Annotated in this window: 14 protein-coding genes and 1 tRNA gene; 5 read left to right on the top strand and 10 right to left on the bottom strand. The window is 52.1% G+C overall.

What is annotated here, in order from left to right; translation table 11 throughout:
- Nucleotides 1–46: 46 nt before the first annotated feature.
- A complete protein-coding gene (gene prmB, locus AC3WOK_RS08090; protein WP_008502612.1) occupies nt 47–979 on the bottom strand; it encodes a 50S ribosomal protein L3 N(5)-glutamine methyltransferase in 933 nt (310 codons plus the stop codon).
- 145 nt (nt 980–1,124) lie between these two features.
- Between prmB and smrB the strand changes: the two genes are divergently transcribed.
- The gene (gene smrB, locus AC3WOK_RS08085; protein WP_059312868.1) at nt 1,125–1,676 is read left to right on the top strand and encodes an endonuclease SmrB; all 552 of its coding nucleotides are present in this window, start codon (nt 1,125–1,127) and stop codon (nt 1,674–1,676) included.
- 48 nt (nt 1,677–1,724) lie between these two features.
- Here smrB and sixA read toward each other — a convergent pair whose 3' ends face one another.
- From sixA to AC3WOK_RS08065, 4 genes are all read right to left on the bottom strand, one after another.
- Complete coding sequence (sixA, locus tag AC3WOK_RS08080) at nt 1,725–2,210, bottom strand: phosphohistidine phosphatase SixA (protein ID WP_047346653.1); 486 nt, start codon at nt 2,208–2,210, stop codon at nt 1,725–1,727.
- Nucleotides 2,211–2,419: 209 nt separating this feature from the next.
- Entirely contained in the window at nt 2,420–4,567 is a 2,148-nt protein-coding gene (fadJ, locus tag AC3WOK_RS08075) for a fatty acid oxidation complex subunit alpha FadJ (protein ID WP_492354308.1), read from the bottom strand.
- Nucleotides 4,567–5,877 (bottom strand): acetyl-CoA C-acyltransferase FadI, encoded by a 1,311-nt coding sequence (fadI, locus tag AC3WOK_RS08070; protein ID WP_492354307.1) that lies wholly within the window; start codon nt 5,875–5,877, stop codon nt 4,567–4,569. Before fadI ends, fadJ begins: the two co-directional genes overlap by 1 nt.
- A 245-nt stretch (nt 5,878–6,122) precedes the next feature.
- Nucleotides 6,123–6,407, bottom strand: coding sequence for a YfcZ/YiiS family protein (locus tag AC3WOK_RS08065; RefSeq protein ID WP_028013973.1), 285 nt, complete (start codon nt 6,405–6,407; stop codon nt 6,123–6,125).
- A gap of 366 nt (nt 6,408–6,773) precedes the next feature.
- Here AC3WOK_RS08065 and fadL point away from each other — a divergent pair, with 366 nt between their 5' ends.
- The gene (gene fadL / locus AC3WOK_RS08060) at nt 6,774–8,102 is read left to right on the top strand and encodes a long-chain fatty acid transporter FadL (RefSeq protein ID WP_059312871.1); all 1,329 of its coding nucleotides are present in this window, start codon (nt 6,774–6,776) and stop codon (nt 8,100–8,102) included.
- 44 nt (nt 8,103–8,146) lie between these two features.
- Here fadL and mlaA read toward each other — a convergent pair whose 3' ends face one another.
- A complete protein-coding gene (mlaA, locus tag AC3WOK_RS08055) occupies nt 8,147–8,899 on the bottom strand; it encodes a phospholipid-binding lipoprotein MlaA (RefSeq protein WP_047346658.1) in 753 nt (250 codons plus the stop codon).
- A gap of 314 nt (nt 8,900–9,213) precedes the next feature.
- Here mlaA and AC3WOK_RS08050 point away from each other — a divergent pair, with 314 nt between their 5' ends.
- Nucleotides 9,214–10,143, top strand: a complete 930-nt coding sequence (locus AC3WOK_RS08050) for a formate/nitrite transporter family protein (protein ID WP_047346659.1) — start codon at nt 9,214–9,216, stop codon at nt 10,141–10,143.
- Nucleotides 10,144–10,218: 75 nt separating this feature from the next.
- Nucleotides 10,219–10,293: transfer RNA gene (locus AC3WOK_RS08045), tRNA-Arg, on the top strand.
- 25 nt (nt 10,294–10,318) lie between these two features.
- Here the strand turns inward: AC3WOK_RS08045 and AC3WOK_RS08040 are convergent.
- Genes AC3WOK_RS08040 through AC3WOK_RS08025 form a run of 4 tightly spaced genes read right to left on the bottom strand, consistent with a single transcriptional unit; the run spans nt 10,319 to nt 14,965 of the window.
- On the bottom strand, nt 10,319–11,596 hold the full coding sequence (locus AC3WOK_RS08040) for an HlyD family secretion protein (protein ID WP_492354306.1): 1,278 nt from the start codon (nt 11,594–11,596) through the stop codon (nt 10,319–10,321).
- Nucleotides 11,589–12,986 carry a TolC family protein gene (locus AC3WOK_RS08035; RefSeq protein ID WP_492354515.1) on the bottom strand — a complete coding sequence of 466 codons (1,398 nt, stop codon included), beginning with the start codon at nt 12,984–12,986 and terminating at the stop codon, nt 11,589–11,591. Before AC3WOK_RS08035 ends, AC3WOK_RS08040 begins: the two co-directional genes overlap by 8 nt.
- A 34-nt stretch (nt 12,987–13,020) precedes the next feature.
- A complete protein-coding gene (locus AC3WOK_RS08030; RefSeq protein ID WP_492354305.1) occupies nt 13,021–14,274 on the bottom strand; it encodes an ABC transporter permease in 1,254 nt (417 codons plus the stop codon).
- Complete coding sequence (locus AC3WOK_RS08025) at nt 14,267–14,965, bottom strand: ABC transporter ATP-binding protein (RefSeq protein ID WP_063427993.1); 699 nt, start codon at nt 14,963–14,965, stop codon at nt 14,267–14,269. Before AC3WOK_RS08025 ends, AC3WOK_RS08030 begins: the two co-directional genes overlap by 8 nt.
- A 472-nt stretch (nt 14,966–15,437) precedes the next feature.
- On the opposite strand from AC3WOK_RS08025, the gene AC3WOK_RS08020 reads away from it, so the two are divergent.
- A complete protein-coding gene (locus AC3WOK_RS08020) occupies nt 15,438–15,860 on the top strand; it encodes a flagellar protein FlhE (protein ID WP_074164566.1) in 423 nt (140 codons plus the stop codon).
- Nucleotides 15,861–16,078 lie beyond the last annotated feature (218 nt).

The following is a 16,078-nucleotide window of genomic DNA, read 5'->3' as shown; positions in this document are numbered from 1 at the left end:
AGTTGTTTGTGTTTGAGCGTTGTGAAACGGGCCGAAGCCCGCTGGATTAATCTTTATAGATGCTGAAGTGTTCGCGCGCGTCGAGCAGCTGCGCTTTGGTCAGCATAAAGACGCCGTCACCGCCGTTGTCGAACTCAAGCCAGGTGAACGGCACATCCGGGTACTGCTCTATCAGATGTACCATGCTGTTGCCCACTTCACAAATCAGAACGCCGTCGTCGGTCAGATAATCCGGCGCGCAGGCCAGGATGCGGCGGGTCAGCTTCAGGCCGTCAGAGCCTGACGCCAGGCCCAGCTCCGGCTCGTGACGATATTCGTTCGGCAGATCGGACATGTCTTCCGCATCAACGTACGGCGGGTTGGTGACGATCAGATCGTACTGCAGCGTCGGCAGGTCGCGGAACAGGTCAGAACGGATTGGCGTAACGTGATGGATCAGACCGTGCTCTTCAATGTTGTGCTCGGTCACGGCCAGCGCGTCGGTGGAGATATCTACGGCGTCCACTTCCGCTTCCGGGAAGGCGTAAGCGCAGGCAATGGCAATGCAGCCGCTGCCGGTACACATATCCAGAATGTGCTGCGGCTGATGGCCGATCAGGCCTTCAAAATGATTGTTAATCAGCTCACCAATCGGCGAGCGCGGCACCAGCACGCGTTCATCAACATAGAACTCGTGGCCGCAGAACCAGGCTTTGTTGGTCAGGTAGGCGACCGGGATGCGCTCGTTCACGCGGCGGATTACGCGCTCAACGATACGGTGCTTTTCGCTGGAGGTCAGGCGCGCGGTGCGCATATCTTCCGGAATATCCAGCGGCAGGTAGAGGGATGGCAGCACCAGCTGTACGGCCTCATCCCACGGGTTATCGGTACCGTGACCGTACCAGATATTGGCGGCGCTGAAGCGGCTAACCGACCAGCGCAACATGTCCTGTATGGTATGCAGCTCGTTTACTGCTTCATCGACAAATATTTTATCCACTCTTTCCTCCAGGGCATGCTCGCATAATTTTCGGCGGCTAGTTTGCCATGAAGACGGCGATAAATCAGCAATGACGCGTCGCGCTTGAGGTTAAAAAATGCGTTTAGTCGGGTACACTATCGGAAATACGAGATGAGAATGACGAATGAAAAAGAAAACATCGCTCACTGAGGAGGATCAGGCGCTCTTCCGACAGCTGATGACCGGGACGCGTAAAATCGCTCAGGACACCATCGTCCACCGCCCGCAGCGTAAAAAAATCAGCGAAGTACCGGTCAAACGGCTGCTGCAGGAGCAGGCGGATAACAGCCACTATTTTTCAGATGAATTTCAGCCGCTGCTCAATACGCAAGGGGCTGTGAAGTATGTACGCGAAGACGTCAGCCATTTTGAGCTGAAAAAATTACGCCGCGGGGATTATTCGCCTGAGCTGTTTCTCGATCTGCACGGGTTAACGCAGATGCAGGCCAAACAGGAGCTGGGAGCACTGATCGCGGCCTGTCGCCGCGAGCATGTTTTTTGCGCCTGCGTGATGCATGGCCACGGTAAACACATTCTGAAGCAACAGACACCGCTGTGGCTGGCTCAGCATCCACACGTGATGGCTTTCCATCAGGCACCCAAAGAGTACGGCGGAGATGCCGCATTACTGGTGTTGATAGAAGTGGAAGAGTGGCAGCCGCCAGAATTACCCTGACAGGACGGCGGGGGCAAATTGTGCTCCCCCGCCCTAACGCACGTCACGTCAGATGGCTTTTGCCATCTTCAGGTTGCACGGGCTCATCTGCCAGTTGAAGACACCTTTGCCCGTTTCGTCCAGAGAGACATTAGCAATGGCGGATGTCGTGAACATAGGCGGTGTTTCGCCCGGGCACAGCTCAGATACCAGATAGCCAACCAGTGGCAGGTGGGAAATGACCAGCGCGGAAGCGACACCTTCATTGCACAGCGCCTGAAGATAAGCGCTGACAAGGCCTACATCGCCACAGGGGGTGAGTTCAGGGAGAACATCCACACTGGCCGGCAGGTTCATACACTCCCCCACCACATCCAGCGTCTGTTCTGCACGCAGGAACGGACTCACCAGAACGCGTTCGATGTCCACTTTTTGACCGTTAAGCCAGGTCGCCATCAGACGAGATTCGTCGCAGCCACAGACGGTCAAAGGACGTACTGAGTCACTGGCGGCATCGAGTGCCGCGTCGCCGTGACGCATGATAAAAACTTGCATATTGCACCGCTTTTGTTAACCAGAATCACCGGCGTTAACTACCCGCGATAAATGCTGAGAGGTAGAAAACCCGATGGCCGGGCATTGTGCCTGATCCATTCGGTGAATGAAACGCTGTTTTTTACCTCAATGGCGTAAGTATAGTCAATCTCTGTTTACAAAATCGCCAGAACAGGTTCATTCACTTCAGGATTTACCCTTCTTTGACCTCAGCTTACGAGGACAGTTTCCCTTGCGGACCAAAATGTCTGGCCCCGTTCCGCCATCTGCAATAATTCGTCACACGGTGTAAACCGTGGACCATATTGCGAAGCCAGACGTTGCAGGATCGCAACTACTTCATCCGCGCCGAGCGTATCCATGTAACGGAACGGGCCGCCAAGGAACGGCGGGAAACCAATACCAAATACCGCGCCGATGTCACCATCGCGCGCGCTCTTGATCACCTGCTCACCAAAGCAGCGCGCCGCTTCATTGAGCATCATCATCACGCAGCGTTCAGCACACTGAACGGCGGACAGTTTTCCCTGACCGGTGGTCGAAATAAGCCCATAAACCGAAGGGTCGACCTGTTTTCTGCTTTTACGCCCTTTCGCGCCGTAAAGATAGAAACCACGTTCATTTTTTCTCCCTTTGCGATCGTCCTTCAAAATTGCAGAAACAATGTTTGCAGGTGGGCTAAAACGATCGCCATAGGCAGCTTCCAGCACTGGTATAATTTTAGTGCCGGTGTCTATTCCCACCTCATCCAAAAGTTGGATTGGGCCAACGGGGAAACCAAACTTTACCAGCGCCTCGTCGACGTGCTCAATTTTCTCGCCTTCCGTCAGCAGCCGCATGGCTTCATTTATGTAGGGGGCCAGAATGCGGTTGACGTAAAAGCCAGCTTTGTCCGCCACCACGATCGGCGTCTTGCCCTGCATTTTAGCCAGCTTCACTACGGTGGCGATGGTTTGCGGGCTGGTCGTGGCATGTGGGATCACCTCCACCAGCGGCATTTTTTCGACCGGGCTAAAGAAGTGCAGGCCTATCACCTGCTCCGGACGCGCGGCTTTCGCCGCGATATCGCCAATCGGTAATGACGACGTGTTTGAGGCAAAAATGGTATGCGGGGCGCAATGTTGCTCAACGTCAGCGACCATCTGCTGCTTAAGCGCCAGGTCTTCAAACACGGCCTCAATCACCAGATCGCGGTGGGCAAAGCCGCTGTAGTCCGTCGTGCCGGAGATTAGCGCCAGGGTCTTATCCCGCTCGCTAGCTCTGATATGGCGGCGTTTTACCTTTTGATCAAGGTTCTGCCAGCTGTACTGCAGCGCGTGGTTGATCCCCTTAGGATTAATGTCTTTGATACGTACAGGCAATTTACCTTTGCTGGCGGTAACAAATGAGATGCCCCCGCCCATAAGCCCACCACCCAGCACGCCAATGGCACGCAGCGGAGCAGGCTGCGCCTCGCTACCGGGATCTTTTTTCACGTCTGTACTGGCGAAGAAGATGCTGCGCAGCGCCTGTGACTGCGGCGTCATCGCCAGTTCGCCAAAGGCTTTGGCCTCAGCGGCATAGCCGCTGCTGCTTCCCTGAGACAGCCCGGTTTCAATAACCTCCAGGATCCGCTTTGCCGCCGGGTAGTTGCCTTTGGTTTTTTGTTCGGTCTTTTTGCCCACCATGTTGAACAGCAGCGTTCGCCCCAGTGGCCCGGCCAGCATGCGCTCGCGGACCGGCAAAGGACGTTTTGCCTGACGTCCCTTCAGCGCAAGCTCAACGGCAGCCTCCAGCAAAATGGAATGCGGTACGACGTCATCGACCAGACCGGCCTTTAGCGCCTGGCGGGCACGCAGCTGTTTACCGGTTAAGATCATCTCCAGCGCCGTGCTGACGCCCACCAGGCGCGGCAGACGTTGCGTTCCGCCGGAGCCAGGCAGCAGGCCGAGCTGCACTTCAGGCAGGCCTAAAACGGTTTTCGCATCGTCAGTACAGATGCGGCTATGACAGGCCAGCGCCAGCTCCAGCCCACCGCCCAGACAGGCACCGTGGATGGCTGCGATGACCGGGATCGGCAGACCATTAATCTCCGCCATCACCTGCTGGCCCTGACGCGCCAGCTCTTCCGCCTCCAGCGCGCTTTGCGCCCGGGCGATCATGTTGATATCGGCCCCGGCAATAAAGTTGTCCGGCTTGGCAGAGATAAACACCAGGCCGCGAATAGCCTTGTTTTCGCGGATCTGCTTTAGCATCGCGCGCACCTGAACACCAAACTCGGCCTTCAGGGTATTCATCTTTTCATCAGGGACATCAATGGTTATCACGGCGACGTTATCGAGGCGAACCGTTAGGTTAAATGCAGATGTCATGTCCATTATTCAGCCTCCAGAACCATTGCTGCACCCAGCCCACCCGCCGCGCAGGCGGTGACGAGACCAAAACCGCCGCCACGACGGCGTAGCTCGTGTAATGTTTGCGTGATCATTCTCGCCCCCGTCGCCGCAAACGGATGACCGTAGGCGATGGAGCCCCCCAGCACGTTGAATTTACTCTGATCCACTTCGCCCGTGGCATGCGCGCGGCCAAGCACGTCGCGTGCAAAACGCTCACTTGCCAGCAGCTGTACGTTGGCCAGGGTTTGCGCGGCGAACGCTTCATGCATATCAATCAGGGTTAAATCAGCCAGCGTCAGCCCCGCGCGATCCAGCGCCAGCGGCGTGGACCAGGCAGGCCCTAACAGCATGTCCTGCCAGACATCAATGGCGGTGAAGGCATAGCTGCGTAAATAGCCCAGAGGGGTGATGCCCAGCTCTTTCGCGCGGGATTCGGTCATCAGGATCACGGCGGCGGCCCCATCCGTCAGTGGCGTACTGTTAGCCGCCGTTACCGTACCGTGCTTGCGGTCAAACGCTGGGCGCAGTTTTGCGTAATCCGCCAGCGTCGAGTTGCCGCGAATGTTGTTATCTTCCGAGAGCGGTTCGCGGTAAGGGGGAATATAGGCGGTCATGACCTCGTCGGTCAGCTTGCCTTCCGACCAGGCTTTTGCCGCAAGCTGATGTGAACGATGCGCCAGGGCATCCTGCTGTTCGCGGGTGATGCCGTACGTTTTTGCCATCTGCTCAGCGGTATCTCCCATGCGCAGGCCGGTAGAGTATTCCGCGACGGCAGGTGGCACAGGCATCAGGTCGCGCAGGCGTAAACGCGATAAGAGTTTGAGTTTCTGCCCCGTCGTGCGGGCTTTGTTGGCATCCACCAGGATGCGCGCCAGCTTTTTACTGACGCCAATCGGCAGCACCGAAGAGGAATCCGCCCCACCTGCAATCCCGGCACGAATAGTGCCCGCCATCAGGCTTTCAGCAACGTTAGCAACGGCCTGGAAACTGGTCGCACAGGCGCGGCTGACGCTGTAGGCATCGGTATGAACGTTCATCCCGGTACCGAGAACAATTTCCCGCGCAATATTAGGCGCTTCCGGCATCTGCACAACCTGGCCGAAAACCAGCTGTTCGATGACTTCAGGCGGAATTTCGCTGCGAGCCAGCATCTCTCCCACTATCATTTTCCCCAGGTCGACAGCCGGTATGCCGTGAAACGCCGTTGCCTGACGCGCAAATGGCGTGCGCAATCCGCTGACGATGGCAATGCGATCGCCCTGACGGGTAATAAGCGGTAATGCCTGACTCATAACACTCCCCTGTAAAAATTAACTCAAACATAAAGTGGTCTGACCTGATAATAGTCTTAACCATTTTTTTACATTCAGCCAATCGGGGAAACGAAAAAGTGCGAGCTAAAACACAGAGAAGAAAAAGAAAAATGCCCGTGCATGGCAGAGGCATTTGTGCGGTATGTTGCCGGGTGGCGGCGTTGCCTTACCCGGCCTACAAAATCGTAGGCCCGTGCAAGCGAAGCGCCGCCGGGCAAAAAGGATTAACGCAGGCCTAACTGGAAAATCAGCGTTTCGGCTTCGCAGGCAAAGACAAAATCGATGTCCAGCTTCACGCCACCGTCCACTTCGGTGAAGGTAGACTTGATTTCGCACGGATCGGATTCAACATCGCGCGCGCGCTTGCTCAGCGCAGCCAGGGTCTCTTCCGCTTCGGCACGGTTGGTGAATACGCGGCTGTAAGAGGCGGTGCAATCGGTGTTGTCCATGATGGTCCCAACATCCATACAGCAGCAAACCGGGGTTTCATCAGCACTGCATTTACTCATAGCTCAATTTCCTCTGTATTCGCGCAGCGCGCGAGATAAACACGATGCTGATATTTTACGCCCCGGCGCTGGCTCTCTCCAGCCGTTAATGGCGTAAAAGCGGATAAGTGACCAATATCACACTAAAAAATGATCTAAAACAAAAACCACCCTTTTGGGTGAGTCGCGATGGTCACAATTTTGCCAACCAGATCTCGTTTCAAGAAACATGTTTGAAAATATTAATAAACAAACTTGCAACATTCTAGCTGGTCAGACCTATACTCACGCCACTGGTCTGATTTGTATGTCATACCTCAGACCCTACACTTCGCGCTCCTGTTACGGTATGTAACAATTATTGAATAAAAATAACTCAATGAGGTTATGGTCATGAGCCAGAAAACCCTGTTCAACAAAACTGCGCTGGCAGTCGCAGTGGCAATCGTCTCTACTTCCGCCTGGTCAGCGGGCTTTCAGTTAAACGAATTTTCTTCCTCTGGCCTTGGCCGTGCGTATTCCGGGGAAGGTGCGATCGCGGATGACGCGGGTAACGCGAGTCGTAACCCTGCGCTGATCATGATGTTCGATCGTCCGACCTTCTCTGCTGGTGCTATTTTTGTCGATCCAGGCGTTGATATTTCAGGTCGTTCTCCGACGGGCGCCAGCCTGAATGCAGATAACATCGCGCCAACGGCATGGGTGCCAAACCTGCACTTCGTCGCACCTATCAACGACCAGTTTGGCTGGGGTGCCTCCGTCACCTCTAACTACGGTTTAGCGACCGAGTTTGGTGATAACTATGCCGCTGGGGCGTTTGGCGGTAAAACCGACCTGGAAACCCTAAACCTGAACCTGAGCGGTGCTTACCGTCTGGACAATCACTGGAGCTTTGGCGTTGGCTTTGACGCCGTGTATGCCAAAGCGAAAATCGAACGCTACGCGGGCGACCTGGGCAAAATCGTGGCGGGATCGGGCGCGCTGCCACCACCACTGGCGCAGCAAGTGGCGGGCATTCCGGCAGACACCCAGATTGCCTATCTGAAGGGTGACGAGTGGGGCTTTGGCTGGAACGCCGGTATCCTGTACGAACTCGATAAGAACAACCGTTACGGCTTTACCTACCGTTCCGAAGTAAAAATCGACTTTGATGGCGACTATAAGAGCAGCCTGCCTTCTGCCTATAACCAGATCCTCGGCAACTTCGGCCTGCCGATGGGCACCAACGGCAGTACCACCGGCGGTTCTCTGAGCCTGCACCTGCCGGAAATGTGGGAACTGTCTGGTTATAACAAAGTGGCACCGCAGTGGGCAATTCACTATAGCCTGACCTACACCAGCTGGAGTCAGTTCCAGGAGCTGAAAGCGACCAACAGCAAGGGCGACACGCTCTTCTATAAAGATGAAAGCTTCCGCGACGCTTACCGCATCGCGCTGGGGACCACCTACTACATGGATGACAACTGGACGTTCCGTACCGGTATTGCCTTCGATGACAGCCCGGTACCTGCCGACAAGCGTTCCATCTCTATTCCGGATCAGGACCGCTTCTGGCTGAGCGCAGGTGCGACCTATGCCTTCAACAAAGATGCCTCGGTTGATGCCGGTATCTCTTACATGCACGGTCAAAAAGTTAACTTCAAGGAAGGTCCGTATGAGTTCTCTTCCGAAGGTAAAGCCTGGCTGTATGGTATGAACTTCAACTACGCGTTCTAATTGCGCTGAAATCAAAAAAGGTGAGCATTGCTCACCTTTTTTATTTACTCCGAATCAATATCTTTTAGTTCGTTTTCGATAGCCTTCGCGTTCGGGTTGTCTTCCGGCTTCAGCTTACCGCCGTTGGCGATAAAGTCATGATTCTGGAAGTACGCTTCACGCACCATAATGTACGGATCTGAAGACTGACGCAGCAGGCCATCAGAGTCGAGCAATTGCGCGCGGGTTTCAATCCCTTCTACCGTCCATTTACCAATCGACAGCGGCCAGGTCAGCCACGACAGGACCGGATACAGCGTATCCACCATATCGCCGCCATCATCACGGATAGTAAAGCTGCCGTAGAACGGTAACTGCACGTAAGGGCCATATCCGACGCCATAATGGCCCAGCGTGCTGCCGAAACGGTGCGGCTGTTCACGCTGCAGTTTCGGGTTAGCCATGCCGGCGACATCGATAAAGCCACCCATCCCCAAGATGGAGTTCAGGAAGAAGCGGGTAAAGTGCACCATCCCCTGATACGGGTCACCCTGCAGGAAGTAGTTCACCATGACCGCAGGCTCTTCGAGGTTGCTGGTAAAGTTACTTAATCCGTTACGCGCAGGTTGGGGAACATAATCACGCCATGCTACAGCCACCGGGCGAACCACATACGGGTCCAGCACGTTGTAGTTGAAGCTATACATTGAGCGGTTAAATCCTTCGAGAGGATCGGAGCGTCCCGTTTGCTCCCCGGAGCTGGCGCAGCCCACAAGCATCGTCGCGCCCAGCGCAAGCGCCGACAGCCGAAGTTTCATAAATATCTCCCTGTTCAGTATGGCTATCGTTGATTGCCATCCGTAACGGAGCCGTGACGCTCCGTCTGTAAACGTGCAAGTGATTGTAACAGCACGTTTACCGATGTCTATGAGCACAATTACGGGCAGTAACCACCGTGACTCTGATCTCAGCATAGCCTGGCTTTTGGAATTCGTTTCGCTCGCAATTTTATAATGTCTTTGAAAGAGATGTATCACCTTTGTTGTCATTGCCGCCAATTTAAGACCATCCCCACAGGCATCCCGATAAAAGCCGCTACGCTTAACAGAAAGATCAACCTCCGGGAGCAGATATGAAAGAAGTGAGCGAAGAAAAAATTGGCGAGAGCAATGAGGAGCTTGAGATTGAAAGCGAGGAGAAAGCGCGCGGCGAGAAGATAGAAATTGATGAAGACCGCCTCCCTTCCCGCGCGATGGCCATCCACGAGCATATACGCCAGGATGGCGAAAAAGAGATGGAGCGCGATGCCATGGCCCTCTTCTGGTCGGCTATCGCGGCAGGTCTGTCAATGGGCGCATCTCTGCTCGCAAAAGGGATATTTCATGTTCAGCTGGAAGGGGTGCCCGGTGGTTTTTTACTGGAGAACCTCGGCTACACCTTCGGCTTTGTGATTGTCATCATGGCTCGCCAGCAGCTGTTTACCGAAAACACGGTGACGGCCGTTTTGCCGGTGATGCAAAACCCTACCCTCGGCAATTTCGGTTTACTGATGCGTCTATGGAGCGTGGTCCTGCTGGGTAATATCATCGGCACGGGCATCGCGGCCTGGGCGTTTGAATACATGCCGATTTTTGATGAACCCACCCGGGACGCGTTTGTGAAAATTGGCATGGACGTGATGAAAAACACGCCGCTAGAAATGTTCTCAAATGCCATCATCTCCGGCTGGATTATCGCCACCATGGTCTGGATGTTTCCTTCAGCCGGCAGCGCCAAAATAGTGGTGATCATATTAATGACCTGGCTGATTGCGCTCGCCGACACCACTCATATTGTGGTCGGAACCGTGGAGATCCTCTATCTGGTCTTTAACGGTACGCTTCACTGGAGCGATTTTTTCTGGCCCTTTGCCCTGCCGACGCTTGCAGGAAACATCTGCGGCGGAACGTTTATCTTCGCGCTGTTAAGCCATGCTCAAATCCGTAACGACATGTCTAACAAACGCAAAGCGGAACAAAAGGCACGGGAAAATGATGATAAATCGACAAAAAAATCGACCTGAATGGTGACTCTTTGAGCAGTCAGGCGGCAATGCGCTTAACGCAAAGTGTAAATAAGGCTATACTCGTGCCGCCTCGTCCCCTTAGTTAAATGGATATAACGAGCCCCTCCTAAGGGCTAGTTGCAGGTTCGATTCCTGCAGGGGACACCATTATACCCCTTCAGTGCCGTATTTCTTACTGCGCAATGCGCACTTCTCCTGCAGAAATGCCCTTCACGACAGCCCCTTGCACAACGGTTTCCTCAATCGATACCGTGATTTTTTGATGCGGAGCGGCAGGTGACTGGCGGTAAACAACAAACCTCTCGCCAGTTTTATCATCGGTCTGTAAAGACGCAACAGGGACGGTGGTAGCGCGATCGTTACGATAGGTAATCACGTCGAGGCGAGCGCTCATCCCCAACCGTATATCCGGTTGAAGGTCGGCCACGGGGGAATCAATGGAGACAATCACGTCATAGTAGGCGCCCTGTGAATCGCTCGCATTATCCTGCATACCTATGGCTTTGACGCGCCCCGAAAGCGTTTTGCTGCTAAAACCATCGCCAGTAATACGTACAGGCATTCCTTCCCTTAACTGGTGTAAATCAATCTCCTCCACACGTGAAACAACCTGGAGCGTATCAAGGCCAACCACAGTCAGTAACTCTGTTCCCTGGCTGACCGGTGTTCCCACGTGGAGTGCGGCGGTCCGCCCGACGTCAGAACTTTGCGGACGCGCAACAACGCCAGAAAATGGGGCGTAAAGCGTCTGTTTTTTTGACTGCGCAAGCAGGATATCGTAACGAGTTCTGGCATTAGCCAGCGCCATTTCTGCAATTTTTAGATAGTTGCTTCCTCCCTGCGCCTCAACAGCGTACAAATCATCCAGAGCAGAATCCAGCGCCTGCTGCTGCGCACCAACAAGCTGCTCAAGAGCCTCGACCTCCATTCGGGCAACAATCCCTCGTTCAAAAAGCAATCTTGTATCGCGAAGATTTTTTTTGCTGTTAGTGAGCGTAAACTGCGCAGATTGTACTCCTCGCCGTGCCCGGGCGACGTCAGGGCTACGATGCCAGTTGTGATAGTTGTCCGCTTCTTTTTGCGCTTTGAGCAGCTCTGTCTGAGCCTGCCGCAACTGTATTTCAACCAGCCCATTATCAAGGGTTATCAGTTTTTGCCCCTTTTCAACGCGTTGCCCCTCAGTCACATACAACGCTTTTACTTCCCCTTCAAATGGGGAAGACAAAGTCTCTTCATGTACTGGCCGAATACGGCCTGTTAATCCCAACTGCTTCTCCAGTCGCTGTGGAGAAACGGGGATCCAGCGTTCTGAGGGCGTTGCTATTTCCTGAGTGGGTGCTTTGACGCTCCACCAGTAAACAAGTGCCCCTGCAAGGCACAGCGTGGAAATTAATGCAATCCCCCATCGCACCCGCAACAATATTTTTGCTGAAGTCAACAAACTAGTCATTAAGTGTGATATCCCAGCTTTGCAGTGTTGTTCCCAGAATTTGATCGAGGTCTGCCTGCGCGTTCAGATATGCAATAAGGGCATTGAGTCTCGTGTTTTCTGCATTCCGCAAATCATTTTCATAACTCAGAACCTGGAAATTACTGGAGCGGCCAAGCGTCAATTTTTCTCGCTCAATCTCAAGCTTTCGACGTGACAGATCCCTGGCACGCTGGGATATCTCAAATTGTCGCCATCGTGTGTCAATATCCCGTACGGCGTTGGTAACATCCCTTTCAAGTTTCTGCCTAAATTCCTCCACCTGCAGCTGCTGATTTTTTACATTCACCTGGGCCTGTACTTCAGCCTGACGCGTATTCAACTCACCGATGGGAACTTCGACGGCAATCCCTACATAGTTATCCCAGGTATGTGCATTTGCGCCACCATTTATACGGTTGTTTTGCTGCGCGGCGCCTCCAACGAGTGAGACGTCCCAAAGGCGCTGATTGCGGGCAACCGCAAGATTAATGGTTGCCTGATCGCCCTGGATAAGCTGGGCCAGATACTCCGGCTGGGAATTTTTAGCCTGCTGAAATGCCTCATCGGCCCGGATAACCACCCGATGTGCATTTAATGACTCCGTTGCAACTACCGGGGAATGGAGATCTACAGCCAACAGTTGTAATAATGCGAGACGGGCAATATCGAGCCTGTTTAAGGCTTCTTCCTGAGCAAGCTCCTGAGAGGCCTCATCCGCTTCTGTCTGCACGATGTCAAATTCAGCCATGCGTCCAGCAGCAATCATCGTTCGGTTAATCTCGATCAGTTTTTTCGCCCTTACTAATGAATTCTGAGCGATTTTTAACTGCTCCTGTGCCAGTAAGAGATCGCGATAGGCTCTGATAATCTGGGTAATAGTCCGGGAAATTGACGTTTTTAAATTCAAACGATTCACTTGCTCTGTGAGTTGAGCCAGATGTACCGGAGCAGTCGCGATATCCTTACCCGCCCCGCGCAGCAAAGGCTGAATGACCGTAAAGTTTGCCCCATCGCTTTGTGTACCATTCCCGGATTTTGCATCGGTATTTTGATACGTCCATCCAAGACTCATCCGCGTTCCATAAGGAGTTAAAAGCGTGGTTGTTGGCGTGAGCGTGGTCTGTCCGGAGCGATTATCCTGATTTTGTTGCACAAGATAATTGCCTGAAATGACGAGTTTGGGTGTGAAGCGATCCTCTGCCACATACAGATCGAATTTTTGAGCAACACGATTTAGGTAAGCGCTACGGATATTGCGATTATCCCGAAGGCCCAGATATACCGCATCGCTCAGGGTTAAACTGATAGTACTGTTATCCTCCGGAGAGGAGCTCTGCCAGGCCGCCGACAACCCTTCGAGCGGAACCATAATAATAAGGAAAGCGAGGATTTGAAAAACGCTTCTACACATCACGCAACGCATCCACAGGTTCAAGACGGGCCGCCGAAAGGGCGGGAGAGAGCCCAAAGAACAGCCCAATCGCGATTGCACTACCGGTTCCCAACTGCAACGCGGTCAGTGAAAAGACAAAATCAGACCAGCCCGCAAAGTAGACAAAGAGCCAGGCTGAAAACATCCCCACCACAGCCCCAAGCAACGCGCCGACAGAAGCGAGAACCAGCGCCTCAAGGAGAAAAAGTGTCGCAATATCTCGCGGACGCGCGCCAAGGGCCATACGAACACCGATCTCTCTGCGCCTTTCTGAAACGTTCATAACCATAACATTCATCACTCCTACACCGCCCACCAGCAGAGAGATTCCTCCCAATCCCGTCAGGAGCCATGAAAACAGTCGTGATTGTTGTTCCATCCCCTCAATTAACTGGCGTGGGAGCTGTACGTGAATGTCAAAACCTGGCATTTGTTCAGCTAACCAGGCTTGCAGTCTGGAAGAAATGTGTTCCTGTCCGTCACTGTTTTGGCTTCGTATAACTACATTGCCAATCTGTGGTAACCCGATCACTCGCCGCATCCCTCTGTCCGACATGAGGATAACGTCATCAATTGAGAGGGGGATAATCGGATTGGGTCCCGTGGAGGCAAGGATCCCGACAATCTGATACAGATAATCCCCTAACTGGATCACCGTACCGGGTTGAACAGCGTGACCGTTAATTTGTGTCAATTGCTCAGCAACATTTGCACCTAAAACGACATAGGTGCTATATCCATCAAAATCACTTAAAAACCGGCCCTGCGCTAACGTTAATCCCAGCACAGAGGGAAGTTCAGCACTACTCCCTACCACCGTCGCGCTGTCCGTCCGGCCATTCATGCGCACCTGAACGCTGGCAGGGATGAGAACCGATGCCGCGTTTATTTCGGGTATCGTTTTATGCAATGCACTGATATCAAGATTGGGTGACGGGAGGAGTGGATTCATTTTTCCATTCATCAGGCGTTGTATATTCGCCACCATAATTTCGCTCCCCATCCCCTGAAATATGCGCATCGCTTCATTTTCGGCATTACGGCCAATATTCAGTAATGCGACTACGGCAGCGCAGCCAACAGCAATGCCCAATAGCGCTAATATTGCACGCCGTCCCAGCAAATGCAGATTTTCGAGTGACTCAAGTATTTGCTGAGAAAATGGCATTCCATAGCGTACCGAATGAGAAGATGGCTGCGGCACGGAATAACGTGGTTCAGTCATTCAATACCTCGTTAATTTTTCCATCGCAAACATTGATGCAGCGAGACATTTTTCTTGCTATCGACGTATCGTGAGTCACCACGATTAACGTGGTGCCAAAATCATCATTTAGAGTCATAAGCAGTTCAATAATACTGGCGACATTCTGGCTATCGAGATTTCCCGTCGGTTCATCAGCAAGAAGTAGTGCTGGTTGGGCAACCAGCGCGCGCGCAATAGCGACACGCTGGCGCTGACCACCCGACAAATCAGCCGGAAGGTGTTTTATTCTGTCACCTAACCCCACGCATCCTACGTAATAACGGGCTATTTCCTGAGCATGATGACGCTTTACCCCACGATATAATAACGGCAGGGCAACATTGTCCAGGACACTTAATCCCGGTAGCAGATTGAAACTCTGAAAGATAAAACCGATAGTATGATTACGGGCAATTGCCAGCGCTTCAGCGCTGCACAGAGACATATTCTTTCCGTTCAGGAAAAGATGTCCCGTTGTTGGGGTATCAAGTAAACCGATCAGATTGAGAAGCGTACTTTTCCCAGAGCCCGAGGATCCGACGATAGCGCAGGTTTGTCCTGACGGGATTGACAATGAAACATTACGTAGTGCCTTATGATGGGAGTCCCCCGCCCCATACGAATGGGAGACGGACTCCAGTCGAACCAACTCAGCAGCAGAAGTGTTCATTTTCCACCCAAGTTTTTTTCTCAACCACGCAGAATAAACATCTCATCATTGTTAATTTTTATCTGTTATAGGACTACTGCAGAAGTCAGTCCAGAATGAAGTAATTTCACTGTCTATGGTTATAACGGCCAGATAGAAAAATTCTTTAACCGATAAAAATTTTTTTTAAAGAAACAAATCAAATGCCCACGCATCAGCATTGTTTAACAAGTCAACTACCATAATCTTCCTAAAGTTCATTAAACAATGACCGATAGGTTAAACACCTGACATATCGCACCGTCATTTTAATGACAAATATTTCCAAAAATATACCACAAACGATTAATTGAACTTAAATAAAATTAACCATGACCTGACAGTAGGTTATTACTGAGTTTTCTTATAATCACCTATGGCAACTCAATAATCATCTCTGACATAACTAAAATGCAGAGTATTAAATTATGTATTACTCAATGATGAGGTTTCTATGAAACGGAAAACGATGCTTCTTGCTTTATCTGGATTATTAGTTCTGACGTCACCTGCTTATGCAACGGAAGGGGCTTATTCAAGCACAACGAATGCTCCTGATATCACACTTAAGAATCAATGGTATCAAAAAAACTTTCCGGTAATTTCTGGAACGCCATCCACCGGAAAAATTGGTGTCGTTTATTATAACTGGGCTTTCAGTCGCACTCAGCAGGGGCTTAAGGTTTCCTTGTGCACAAGTGCCAATACAATGTGCGTCAATATTGGCAACTCAAATTCAGGTTCAGTTGATCTTTCCACTTATAACCTGGCACCAAACCAAGTACTCAGCATGAAAGCCATTGTCGAAGGAACGGGAACTATGGTCCCAGTTTATGGTTATCAGAGCCAGATTATTGTTAATTATAAGTTCAATTAATCGGTGATTGACAAGTGGGTTACAGCACGTGGAAACGTATCCGCGGTGCTGTAACACGCTTCAGTCGGACCAAAAGCATGCATCGCCCCACATTGAACAACCATGGTTGCCTTCGACCAAGTTGTCGGGTTTAAAAGTAGTAAAATCAAAAACCTCCCAGACTGCCGCTTTTTTAATCAAAAACGAGTAATAGCACATATCGTATAACGGTGCTACAT

This window comes from Enterobacter sp. FW301-JW81 (genome assembly GCF_058788735.1).
This window is presented reverse-complemented; position numbering and strand designations above follow the sequence as displayed.

Excerpts from the sequence above, each read along its gene's own strand:
- mlaA (WP_047346658.1), bottom strand. The coding sequence starts at position 8,899 with ATGAAACTTCGGCTGTCGGCGCTTGCGCTGGGCGCGACGATGCTTGTG.
- AC3WOK_RS08050 (WP_047346659.1), top strand. The coding sequence starts at position 9,214 with ATGAAAGAAGTGAGCGAAGAAAAAATTGGCGAGAGCAATGAGGAGCTT.
- AC3WOK_RS08030 (WP_492354305.1), bottom strand. The coding sequence starts at position 14,274 with ATGACTGAACCACGTTATTCCGTGCCGCAGCCATCTTCTCATTCGGTA.
- AC3WOK_RS08040 (WP_492354306.1), bottom strand. The coding sequence starts at position 11,596 with ATGACTAGTTTGTTGACTTCAGCAAAAATATTGTTGCGGGTGCGATGG.
- fadJ (WP_492354308.1), bottom strand. The coding sequence starts at position 4,567 with ATGGACATGACATCTGCATTTAACCTAACGGTTCGCCTCGATAACGTC.
- AC3WOK_RS08065 (WP_028013973.1), bottom strand. The coding sequence starts at position 6,407 with ATGAGTAAATGCAGTGCTGATGAAACCCCGGTTTGCTGCTGTATGGAT.
- smrB (WP_059312868.1), top strand. The coding sequence starts at position 1,125 with ATGAAAAAGAAAACATCGCTCACTGAGGAGGATCAGGCGCTCTTCCGA.
- fadL (WP_059312871.1), top strand. The coding sequence starts at position 6,774 with ATGGTCATGAGCCAGAAAACCCTGTTCAACAAAACTGCGCTGGCAGTC.
- fadI (WP_492354307.1), bottom strand. The coding sequence starts at position 5,877 with ATGAGTCAGGCATTACCGCTTATTACCCGTCAGGGCGATCGCATTGCC.
- AC3WOK_RS08035 (WP_492354515.1), bottom strand. The coding sequence starts at position 12,986 with ATGGTTCCGCTCGAAGGGTTGTCGGCGGCCTGGCAGAGCTCCTCTCCG.
- AC3WOK_RS08020 (WP_074164566.1), top strand. The coding sequence starts at position 15,438 with ATGAAACGGAAAACGATGCTTCTTGCTTTATCTGGATTATTAGTTCTG.
- sixA (WP_047346653.1), bottom strand. The coding sequence starts at position 2,210 with ATGCAAGTTTTTATCATGCGTCACGGCGACGCGGCACTCGATGCCGCC.
- AC3WOK_RS08025 (WP_063427993.1), bottom strand. The coding sequence starts at position 14,965 with ATGAACACTTCTGCTGCTGAGTTGGTTCGACTGGAGTCCGTCTCCCAT.